9 protein-coding genes are annotated in these 11,332 nt (G+C 56.5%); 5 read left to right on the top strand and 4 right to left on the bottom strand.

Annotated features, from left to right (window positions below):
• Window positions 1–287: 287 nt before the first annotated feature.
• The 3 genes from GNZ13_RS08110 to GNZ13_RS08100 form a co-directional block, all read right to left on the bottom strand.
• Entirely contained in the window at window positions 288–2,348 is a 2,061-nt protein-coding gene (locus tag GNZ13_RS08110) for a T6SS effector phospholipase Tle3 domain-containing protein (protein WP_172162147.1), read from the bottom strand.
• A gap of 21 nt (window positions 2,349–2,369) precedes the next feature.
• Window positions 2,370–5,195 (bottom strand): type VI secretion system Vgr family protein, encoded by a 2,826-nt coding sequence (locus tag GNZ13_RS08105; protein WP_172162145.1) that lies wholly within the window; start codon window positions 5,193–5,195, stop codon window positions 2,370–2,372.
• Between the two features lie 87 nt (window positions 5,196–5,282).
• Window positions 5,283–5,576, bottom strand: a complete 294-nt coding sequence (locus GNZ13_RS08100; RefSeq protein ID WP_172162143.1) for a hypothetical protein — start codon at window positions 5,574–5,576, stop codon at window positions 5,283–5,285.
• 664 nt (window positions 5,577–6,240) lie between these two features.
• Between GNZ13_RS08100 and GNZ13_RS08095 the strand changes: the two genes are divergently transcribed.
• Together GNZ13_RS08095 and GNZ13_RS08090 are read left to right on the top strand one after the other, a co-directional pair.
• Entirely contained in the window at window positions 6,241–6,597 is a 357-nt protein-coding gene (locus GNZ13_RS08095; protein ID WP_172162141.1) for a nucleotide pyrophosphohydrolase, read from the top strand.
• Window positions 6,598–6,638: 41 nt separating this feature from the next.
• Window positions 6,639–8,528, top strand: a complete 1,890-nt coding sequence (locus tag GNZ13_RS08090; protein ID WP_172162139.1) for a DNA/RNA helicase domain-containing protein — start codon at window positions 6,639–6,641, stop codon at window positions 8,526–8,528.
• On the opposite strand, the gene GNZ13_RS54170 is transcribed toward GNZ13_RS08090, so the two are convergent.
• A complete protein-coding gene (locus GNZ13_RS54170; RefSeq protein ID WP_407945613.1) occupies window positions 8,435–8,698 on the bottom strand; it encodes a hypothetical protein in 264 nt (87 codons plus the stop codon). The genes GNZ13_RS08090 and GNZ13_RS54170 overlap by 94 nt on opposite strands.
• Before the next feature lie 293 nt (window positions 8,699–8,991).
• On the opposite strand from GNZ13_RS54170, the gene GNZ13_RS08080 reads away from it, so the two are divergent.
• From GNZ13_RS08080 to GNZ13_RS08075, 3 genes are all read left to right on the top strand, one after another.
• Complete coding sequence (locus tag GNZ13_RS08080; RefSeq protein ID WP_172162135.1) at window positions 8,992–9,990, top strand: IS110 family RNA-guided transposase; 999 nt, start codon at window positions 8,992–8,994, stop codon at window positions 9,988–9,990.
• A gap of 123 nt (window positions 9,991–10,113) precedes the next feature.
• Window positions 10,114–10,476 carry a restriction endonuclease subunit S domain-containing protein gene (locus tag GNZ13_RS52110; protein ID WP_328807197.1) on the top strand — a complete coding sequence of 121 codons (363 nt, stop codon included), beginning with the start codon at window positions 10,114–10,116 and terminating at the stop codon, window positions 10,474–10,476.
• On the top strand, window positions 10,376–11,146 hold the full coding sequence (locus tag GNZ13_RS08075) for a restriction endonuclease subunit S domain-containing protein (RefSeq protein ID WP_236001862.1): 771 nt from the start codon (window positions 10,376–10,378) through the stop codon (window positions 11,144–11,146). The genes GNZ13_RS52110 and GNZ13_RS08075 overlap by 101 nt, the downstream gene beginning before the upstream one ends.
• The last annotated feature ends 186 nt before the right edge of the window (window positions 11,147–11,332 follow it).

Raw genomic sequence — 11,332 nt, 5'->3', positions numbered from 1 at the left:
GACCGGACCAGATGCAGATATCTTACTTGGCGTGGCTGCTGAGGCGGCCTTCACTTCGTCACGGCTGCTGCGCAATGCCCAATGACCGGCGAAGGCAACAGCCAGCACGCCGACGACAACGAAGACTCCATTACGCAAGGTACTACCCATTTCTGATACTCCGTTGCCAGTGTGTTGCCAGTATTCGTAAGAGCCAAACAAAATGAAAGCTACCCACGCCAAAGCCGCTAGCAAAAGGATGACTAGATAGGGCCTCATCCGCGGCCGAGTTGATTTCGCGAGCATCATCATTGGCGCTTCTCGCGATCCCGATATGTTTCTGCATCCACCAACTTCGGCGGCCTTTGAGAGATCAACGCAGTGGGGAATACTCCCGCTGAGTAATACCTTGCGTTCGCTTCCACGAGTTTCTGCGCCTTATTACTGAGACTTTGGAATTTGGGGTTGTTCTGAATTTTTTTCAGTCCCTCTGCGTCTGTTTTCCAATCAGCGATCGCAATGAGCAGCACTCGCCAGTCTTTATCGTCCAGTGCTTTGGCCTGCCCTATTGCCACATCCATTGCAGCAACCCTTCGCAAATTGTCTGAATCACGAAGAATCGCTGAATGGTAGGAGTTCTCATCCCAAGATTTTTTGTCGGTTCCCATGCGTTGCCGTGCTTCGTTCGGCGTTTCCTCACGATAGTAGATAAGCCCACGACCGTCAGCAACGCGAACGGCGTTCGTGTGATTCTCTGGATCTGGGGAACGTGCGTTGAACCACGCCATCATTCCTGAGGAATTGCCACGTAAGTTTGCAGGCATATCCGGGGGAAACGGCTTCCACTGCAACCCGGCATCCGGATTGCCCAAAACAAGATCTCGAGAAACATCGTCTGGCTTGTCCTTGCCAGCCTTTTTTGGCGAACCTTTGATTGCTTCGCCGCCGTACAGATTCGGTGCATACGGAGGTGTGATTGGTTCACCATTGATGAATCGCCGCTCGTCGTCTATCACAGTTAAGTATGCTGGCGGCGCACCGACCAGCCTTGGCTTACCGTCCCAAGAGTCAGGTTTTTTTGTCCATAGTCGTTGTTGAAATCGAATTTTCTTAAGCGCGTTCATTGCGTCGAGCGACACTTCCGATTTCCACGGCATACCAAGCACCTTCTTTGAACCCTGCCACTTCTCCACTATGGTGTCGGGCACGCCGTGTGTGCCGATACCCTGTACGTTCGGCAAATCGACTGTTGTGTCCTCCGTGCAGAAATACAGATATACCTTACCGCGATTATCCCGTTCCGCGAACACGACATTCGTACCATCCTTGTCCAGCCTATGCGCTTGATTGGGGGACCAGCCGGGACCGGTACGACCACCGTGGAGTGGATCAGTCGTCTGCAATTCAGTCAGTGCCGGAACGCAATGCTGCGGAGCTTTCGTCACTTGGTTGACAATGTTGATCAGCGTATTAAGTTTTCCACGCGTTGTGTACGGGATGGCGCTCGGCTGTGCGATGTCTGCTGCAATGGGCTCGCCGAGACTATACGGTGTATCAACCATGATCACGCAATCGGCACACCGGTCGCCGCTTTCTGCCAACAGCGCTTGGGCCAACAGCGTGATGACGGTACCTTGGCTGTGCCCCATGATGGAGACGGTCTCGTTGGAATCAATGGCTCGAATCTCTCGCACTAGCATCGCCAACCTTTCGGCTGCCAGAACGAAATAGTGTCGATGTGGACTTTGTCCACTGTACTGATAGTCGCTCATTTTCAAACTGGCAATCGAATTCGCCGTGTTCGCCATCCAGCCCGGGTCGTAGACAGCCGGTATATTAGTCGTGGCATTGTTGAACATGCCGCCGCCTTTGGCGAAATGCTTACTTAGTCGGTTGCCTGCTTTGTCCTGGTACTGTCCGCGTAAAGTCACAGGACTTTGTTCGCCGCCTTGAATCTCGCCTGGCGCGGCACGATAGCCCCAGTAGAAAGGGATGAACATGCTGTGAGTCGCCGTCGCCTGATCTTCGGGCACTTCCGTGCGCTGATAGAGGTAAGTGTCGGGGTCATACTTGATCTTGTTCCATTGATCAAAGTCTGGATCGCCAGCCTTGTACTTTTGTGCTTTTTTGTAATCAACGCCATACAATCCGGGACGCAAATCCTTGCGGCTCAAGCGCTCGTTAAGCCCGTCACAAAACCCTTGTTCGATGACGTCGTAATTTGCGCCAGGGTCATTGACGCCGTGCAGAAATATCACGACGCCCGGCCGATCAGGAGGCACCAAGGCAGGTCTATCCGCAGCGCGATTCGACATAGTAGTTGCCGCGGCACTGCTGACTACGTGGTGAGTTTGGTCGGTTTCAGCCATGAATTTCCCCGCTACATCCCATCAAAGCTTCGGTTTGAGAATGTCGATCTTTAGGACGCGCATCGCATCATCTTTGACCAGTTCAGTCATGCCGTTCGCATCGCTCTTTCCTTCAATTACGCGACCGTCGTCCGTCGTAATGCGGTAACTCTGGTTTGCTGCCGGAGCAGGCGAATTCGGCGAGTCGCCTGGATAGTGCAAACGGAAGCGCTGGTCTGTCGGCGCGTTCGTGAAGGAAGTCTTTGTTGCCTCTTGCGTGGATGGTCCGCCCCACTGGTGAGATGCCGCGAGAATTTTCGCGTCACCTTTCGTGCCTAGCGTCACACCGCCGCCGATCTTAAGAAAGCTGCCGTCTTCGGCAACGATTCGTATCGACGGTCCGGTGATCAACACTTCGTCGTCGTTTGTGCTCATCCGGATACCTTTCTGCGCGTTAGCTGTCAGCGCGTCGGCTTGGGCCTGCAGCACGAATGGTCCTTCGTTGGCGATAGCTGTGATGCCCTGCGCACGACCGAACATTTGTATACCGTGCCCCGCCGTCACGTTGAAACGCTGACCACTGACCAACTGCATATGCTGCTGGGCGACTTTGTCGATGTTCACGCCGGCGTAGGTGACGTGGGTTTTCGGCGTCACGTTGATGGATCCCGCCGCCGATCCGAAGGCCATGATCGCTTGGGAATTGGCCGCGCCAGACGCAGATGTCTCAGTAGCTCCGCTGCCTGAGTCATCCCAAGTCTTTAGCGCAGCGGCGAGCTCGCTTTGAGAAGTCGCATCTGCTGCCTGTCCGCCGTGCTGACCAACATACTCGCCGAGCGCTTTAAAGAGTTCCGTGCACTCGCCAAGCAGTTGATTTAGCTCGTCGCGATCAAGCTGCTTGCCCGTCGCCTTGCTTCGCGCATAGGTGGTGAGCAAAATACCCTTGGCAGCACGCAGTGATGCCGCAGCGTCCGTGCGCAACTCCGCGCCCTCGCCTCGCGCCTGCCCCGTGCCGTTATTCCTGGGCTGCGTCAGAAACCCGAGGTTGAGTTCAGTCGCTGCGTGTTCACTAGCCAACTGGCTACTGATCTCTCCAGCCGTATCGTCAAAGCGCAACTGGTTATACCGGCTGCCTTTAATCTCCTTCGTCTTCACCCCAGACAGAAACCGATTCCCCGGCAACGCCCCGGTATGACTGAACGTCGCCGGCATATTCGGCCCGTTGTGCAGCACACCGGTCACGAACATCTTGTCCGGATCCCCATTCAGGAAATCCAGCGCAACCTCCATCCCGATACGCGGCAACGTATCGTGCCCATAGTTCGTACCGGCCCAGCTGCTGCTCACCCGCACGAACGCGCTGTCCTTATCCGTCCCGCTAGTACCCGCCCCTTGCGCATGCGCATGATCATCCGGATCCAGGCCCTGAAGCTGCACCTTGATCCGCCCAAGCGAATCGCAATACACCTCCTCGCCCTCCGGCCCAACCACCAGCGCGGTAATCGGATAAACCCGCGGCAAATCGATCCGCGGATCGTAGGCCGGCGTGAGCGGCACGCCGCGTCGCACGCAACTGAAGGTGTTTTCATAGCGGCTCTCTTCCTCATCCGCACTACTCGCCGCCCTTCCCCGCCCAGCCGACGGTGAAGACGAAGCACCCGTTGAAGGCCCCTCCACCCTCCACCGATTCGCCTCAAACAACGCCTGCGCGCGTTCATTCAACGTTTTGGGAAGACTATTCTCCCCACGATGATGCAGCGTGGTGACGATAAACTGCCGCTCCTCCTGCGGATGCGTGTCCACCTCCGGATGCCCGGTCAATTCGAACCATCTGCCCACAGCCAGATCCCGCACCCCGCTCACCGCATCGACATTCGCCGAGCGCAACTCATGGGCGAGCATGCGCGCCTTGCTGACGCGCTCATAGTCCGACCACGAATCGCCCGCGTGCGGCACGTCGATGACCGCATCGCGCAGCAGCTGCGCGAGGTCATTGCCGGCTTCGCCCTGATCGACGATGCTCGTCTCCGACGCCTGCGCCACCGTCGCGCTCTTGTAGTCCCAGCTCGCGCGCTGCACGTTGCCCGGCACGAGTTGACGCGAGGCCGACCACAGCGTGATCGAGTCGCGCGCTTCGGTGGCCGCGTCGCGGTGATAGCGCACCGTGCCGGCCGACGACTTCGGCAGTTTCATCGGGTCGTCCAGCAGCACCAGCGTGTGCACCGGCGACTCACCGGCGCCGTCGGCCGACGGCGCCGCGCCGCGCTCACCCGCCGCCGTGAACCACGCGATGCCCTCGCGACGGCACAGCCGTCGGATGAAATCCGCGTCCGACTCGTGAAACTGCAACAGCGTCTCGCGCACCGGATACTTCGCGCGATCCAGCGACGACAGGTCGAAATCGAACGCGCGCGCGAGCGCCGGACTCTTTTTCTGCCATTCGCCCAGCAGCTTCTCAATCACATCGGGCACACTCAGCGTGCGAAAGATGCGCGTATTGGTTCGCCCCTCCAGCACCGATAACGCATCGCGCATGGTCAACTGGTAGGTCGCCAGCGACCCGTCCGACTGGCCCGCGCGCGCGTCGGTGACGATCGCGCAGATCGGGTGCAAGGCGCCACGGTCGGTGACCATCTGCACTGACAGCGGCAAGCCGATGAACGCATTGAGCGGCAAGTCCGCGCGCGTCGACAGACACGTCACGTGACCCACAATGCCTGAGCACAGGCCCTCGCTGATATCGATGCGATGCGCGATCAGCACTTGCTCAAGGCTCGACTGGGCGGAGCCCCAGTGCAGGCGAAAGGCGCGATTGGCTTGCGTCAGGGACGGGGAGGCAAAGGCGCGCAACAGGTCGGCGGAATTCACGGTAGTCTCTTTTGATGTCGCTGGGTCGCTATGGTTTGTTCGGCTCGCGGGTTCTTCTGGCGGTTTGTTTTTTGGTTTGCTTTTGCGTTATTGATCGGTTTTATTTTCCGATTCAAACGGAAAAATTTTCCGGTTAATGCGTTTGGCTTGAAGCCCTTGAGATTGACAATTAATGACGGCAATGAGTGGATCGAGCATGCGGGCTTCGCCGATAGCGCGGCTTCCGATTAGCCAATTGCTCAATGGACTCAGCGGCCCACGGCCCTGCTGACGCCGCGCGCCAAGGTGTGACAGACGCTCTCCCCGCGCGGGTCCGCCATTAACGCTGCCGATTATGTGACGCATTCCTATACCGCCTCTTTTAGTTTGCGTTGCTTTCACGCGCCCCCGCGTAATCGCGCGATTCTACAAAACATTTACGGGATAAGGCAAATCGATTTATTGGAGAATGTTAAATGCCTCTTATATTGGTCATCTAGTATGCATTGGGCATTGTTGGCGGGTTTTATTGAGGCGTTGCTGGGGCGGCTTTGTGTGGAAAGTTGGGCGATGCGGGGCGTCGGTCGGGCTTCGACATGCTCGATCTCATGCGACGTCTGTGGACAAATAAGCGAGACGCGTGGCCTCGATGGCAATAGGTGGGCAACTCTTATTTGGCCACTACAACGGCGATAGACCAACTGCGCTATTAGGCAAAATTGCTAGTTTCTTGCGCGGCAGGTTGTTTCCCTAGGCCGTTTTGGAGCGTTAGACGCATTGAGGTATTCGGCGCCCCCTGTGCAACAACAACCTGCCCACGTCCTTGAGCCAATACAGCTTGCTCGCGCATTGCGTCATCTGCGACGCGAAGCCTCGCGCCAGCGTAGCCAGCTAAATAACGCACGCATCAAACCCGCCCCCTCTTATATCATCACCTCTTATCGAGATAAGGTCGACGCGGCCCACTCGAGCAGGCGCGCCTCTAGAGCCCTATTTCACCCGGCAAGACCGATCCGATTAGTTATCCCCAGCCGTCTGGGGAGCCATCACCCGAAGAGATTTTGAGATGCAAAGTGACCTTGCTAGCTTGCGCGACCTTGTTCGCCAGTTCGCGGATGAGCGGGACTGGGACAAGTTTCACACGCCAAAGAATCTCGCGACGGCTTTAAGCGTCGAGGCAAGTGAGCTACTGGAGCCGTTTCAGTGGCTGACCTCGGGAGATAAGAGCGAACTGGACGACGGCAAGCAAGTCGCCATTCGTCACGAAATGGCGGACGTATTGCTATACCTCGTCCGCCTTGCAGACAAGCTTGATGTCGACCTCTATCAAGCCTGTTTGGAAAAAATGGATGTCAATCGGACGAAATATCCCGCCGAAAAAGTCCGGGGAGATTCGCGCAAGTACTCCGATTACCAGGACTAAGAATCAAACTTTCGCGCGCCGGGTTGACCAACCAGGGCGTCATGCTGGAATTTCAACTGCCGACGAACTCGAAGCGTATCGACTGCTTGCTATGTGGCTTCGCGAAAGATGGAACGCCCACGACCGTAGCGATCGAGCTGAAGCAATGGCAGACATGCGAGGAGTCGGCGGGGAACAACGAAGTCTCAACGTTCATCATCAATGGTTGCGTGCGCGACGTACTGCATCCCTCTGCTCAGGTAGCACGATACGCGTCCTATCTTCGGGACAATCATGAGGCTTGCTACGCGGACGAGACTCCGATTGAAGTCGCTGCTTGCGCCTATTTACACAACTACCATTCGCACCCAGCTGATCCGCTCCGGGCGCCTAAATTCTCGACGTTGCTGGAGATGGCACCGACGTTCAGCGCCGACGACATAGACGAGTTCGTCAAGTTTCTGGTGGAGCGGGTTGGAGGCGGCGACGGTCTGGAAGTGCTGCGTCGCATGGAAGAAAATCGCTATCGCCCTAGCAAGAAGCTGATGGACTATGTGGCGTCCGTGATCAGGAACGACCCGGAGTACACGCTGCTTGACGAGCAGCAGGTGGCATTCGACGCCGTGATGACCGCTGCGCGTCGCGGGGTGCATGAGCGTCAGAAGCAGATCATCATCATCATCATCAAAGGCGGCCCAGGCACCGGCAAGTCTGTGCTGGCGGTCAACCTCGTAGCGAGTTTGTTATCAAGTCACTACTCGACGCACTATGTGACCGGCGCCAAAGCGTTCACCGAAACGCTGCGGAAGATAATTGGTTCACGAGGTCAGGAGCTGTTTACGTACACGAACGGTTACGTAGGCGCGCAGGCTGATTCGGTCGACGTACTGGTCACTGACGAAGCACATCGTATCCGAGACGTGAGCAGAAACCGCTTCACGCCGGCGAACAAGAAATCTGGTCTGAAGCAACTGGAGGAATTGATCGCGGCCGCACGTGTTTCGGTATTTTGCATTGACGATCATCAGGTCGTACGCCCGGGGGAAATCGGCTCCGTCGCCTACATTCGGGAGTACGCGGACAAGCACAAGTGTGCGGTGTACGAATCTGAACTCGAGACACAGTTCCGCTGCAACTGCTCAGATGCGTTTGTTCGCTGGATAAACACGATGTTGGGCATCGATGACCGTCCGCGCTTCGAATGGAACGATCACGACGCTTTCGATTTCCGGATTTTTCAGTCTCCGGAAGCGTTGGAGAACGCGATCAAGGATAAGGTGCAAGCGGGCGCGACTGGGCGGCTGGCGGCCGGCTTCTGTTGGCCTTGGTCCGATCCTAACAAGGACGGTACGCTTCAGGCCGACGTCGTGCTCGGAAACTTCAGCCGTCCGTGGAACGCAAGGCCCGATTCGGGGCGGCTTGCTGCAGGCATTCCGAAATCGTCGCTTTGGGCGTATCACCCGAACGGGATTAACCAGGTCGGATGCGTGTATACCGCCCAAGGTTTTGAGTTCGACTACGCCGGGATCATCTTCGGACAGGACCTGCGCTTCGATCCATCTCAAGACGCGTGGGTCGGAGATAAAACAAAGTCGCACGACACGACTGTGAAAAAGTCGAAGGACGACTTTACACGGTTGGTCAAGAACACATATCGCGTCCTGCTCTCTCGCGGCATGAAGGGCTGTTACGTCTGCTTTGCGGACGCTGAAACCGAGGCCTCCCACGGCGTCCCATTCCTTACGGCAAAGCTGCTCTGCGACGGAAAGATCGACATTGATGGAGCTCCGCGTTTGGCAGACGATAAAGCCGACAAGCTTCGTCTGGGCTTTGTGCAACCAGGTGATGTTCTTCTTTCTCACAATGCAACTATCGGACGTGTGGCAATAGTGCCGCCCTTTAGCGCATTGACGACCCAGGCCTGGATGCCGGCGCGCTCGAGATGGGCATAGATGCTTTTCCAGTAGATGCCCGTGCTTTCCATGACGACCAGTTCGACATTCAGATCAAGAAGCCAGCTCGTCAGGGCATGGCAATCGCGTTTGAAACCGCCGAATTGACGGCTTTGCTGTTCGATGGTGCCGTCAGGATGTTCAATGACGGCGGTGACAACGTGCAGCATCTTATGGACATCGATGCCGGCAACGCGTCGGTAGAGTGGAGACAGTCCTTCCATGTCACTCTCCTATGGCTAAAATAAAGGTGGCGCACAGGGCATCGATGAACTGGAAAACGCCTCAGACTCAATCAGCCTGGGTCTCTTTACCGTTCGTGCTGCGGCGACAAGCCGCGCAACTGTTGGGGGTGCGGGCCAGTTCGGGTAGGCCTGGTTATACACGGGGTCGGGCCACCATTGAGATTGCGGTCTTTGGTGTCCTGTGCACCATCGCTGATTCTCTGCCTTGCGGAGCTTTCATGCTTGGGGGCGATGCCGATCTGAATCATCATTTCGTCAAACATGTACCGGGCAGAAAAACGGACATGAACGATTCGCAGTGGCTGGCCGTGCTGGCGCGCTTCGGGTTGGTGCGCGGCAGCTTCATCCCACCTCAGGATTTGCGCGAACTGCGCCTGCTGTCCCGCTACCGGCGCAAGCTTGCTGCCATGCGCGCCAGTGAAATTAACCGGCTACACAAAATCCTCGACGATGGCGGAATCAAACTTGGCGGCGTCGTCAGTGACATCAACGGCTTGTCGGCACGCGCGATGGTCACCGGCCTGATAGAGGGCAAATCGATCGCCGCGCTGCTCGATATGGCACGCGGCAGACTCAAACTCAGACGCGAGGACCTGCAAGCCGCACTCGATGGCGATCTGAGCGCGCGGCACCGGTACATTCTCGAACACATTCATGAGCACATCGAAATACTCGAGCGTAGCCTGGCCAAACTCGATACCTATATCCTTGCCGCCATGGCCCCCTACCAATGGGCGCATCGCCTGCTCCAAACCATACCTGGCATCGACCAGATTGCGAGCGCCCTGATTCTGATCGAAATTGGTGACGACATGACGCGCTTTGGTAATGCAGACCGTATCGCGGCCTGGGCGGCACTTTGCCCCGCCAACAACCAATCCGCTGGCAAACGCAAATCGGGCCGAATCGGAAAAGGCAGTTCGGTCATCCGCTACATCATGTGTGAATGCGCCAACTCGGCATGGAAGACCAGGAGTTCGCTGGCGTCCAAATACAAAAGTCTGATGGTGCGCAAGACACACAAAAAAGCGATCATCGCCCTGGCTCACAAGATGATACGGTTGATCTTCCTGCTCCTGACCCGCAAAGTTGCCTATCACGACCCGCAGATTGACTATGAGGCCATCAGTGCGAAGAAAAACGCGCCGCGCTGGATCAAACAACTGAAAGTCATAGGCCAATGGCCCGATAACGCATCGACGTCTGCTGCCACGTAACGATCGCCACAACGAGGGGTCGGGCCTGGCGACATTCTTAAACTCGCGGCAACGCGAGCGGAAAACGCTTGCGCCCGCGCCAGCCAGCTTTCACGGTAACCGAATGCCTTTAGCGGACGACTGTTGATAGGAACTTCGCTGACCTATTTCCGCCTCGACGAATCGAAATTACTTCCACGCTACTTGGCGGCGTATTTCAGGGGCTCAGATTTCCAAAACCAGTTGAAAGCGGTGATGAGCCAAACCACTAGGAATCAAGTGCCAATCACTGCACAGAGATCTCTACGGGTGGTGATACCCCCCATGGCGATTCAGAAGTCTAATGCAGCGATACTCGGCGCTCTTGACGACCGCATCCGCCGTCCTCCGAGAAACCAACGCCACCTTGGAAGCTATCGCGCAAGCGCTGTTCAAGTCGTGGTTCGTCGATTTCGACCCGGTGCGGGCGAAGTTGGAAGGACGGGAGCCGGAGGGACTCGATGCTGAGACGGCGGGGCTGTTCCCGGGAAAGTTTGAACAGTCGGAACTGGGGGCAATACCGAGGGGCTGGAGCATTAGCTCGCTTGATGCAGTGGCGGACTATCTTAGCGGATTAGCCTTGCAGAAGTTTCCACCCGAAGAAGATAGCTGGCTGCCCGTCATCAAAATCGCGCAGCTGCGCAAAGGCGACACGTATGGCGCCGATCGGGCCGGACGAAACCTGAAACCTGAATACATCGTTGGTGATGGCGATGTACTGTTTTCGTGGTCTGGCAGTCTGGAGGTTGCTATCTGGTGCGGTGGAAAGGGCGCATTGAATCAGCATTTGTTCAAGGTTACGTCTCGCGACTTTCCGAAATGGTTTTACTACTTTTGGACGAAACATCATCTTGCGAGCTTCCGGCAAATTGCTGCGAGTAAGGCAACCACGATGGGACATAGCGTTCCGATCTGTTCATTCGAAGGCGTGCGCGCCCTGCAGCCTTCTCACGTCTATGTAACGGATTTTTCATCGGCATCGATCCAATCCATGACCTTCAATACCTTCGCTGCGATCGCAACGCGAAACTTCGCGCTGCGACGGTCTGAATCAAGGTGTTCAGAAAACAGCATCAACCTTGAAACAGGGACATCGAACATGAACCGAGGGTACCGACGTTTCGCATTCTATCCTTAGTCATACTAAGGAGGCCGCTCAGGCCCAACGTTCAGCAAATCCGGTGCATCGTGGTTAAGATGAGTCCGGAAAACTAAAAGGGTTACAAGCGAATCGCTTGTAACCCTTTCTACTTCTTGGTGGGGCACGGATGACTGGGACAGTCGTGCTAGGAATTAACAGACCGCCGCTCTTGTTTGACCTTTC

It is taken from the genome of Paraburkholderia elongata (genome assembly GCF_013177735.1).
Classification (GTDB): Bacteria; Pseudomonadota; Gammaproteobacteria; order Burkholderiales; family Burkholderiaceae; genus Paraburkholderia; species Paraburkholderia elongata.
The sequence above is the reverse complement of the archived record's forward strand: the minus strand, read 5'-3'. Positions and strand labels throughout refer to the sequence as shown.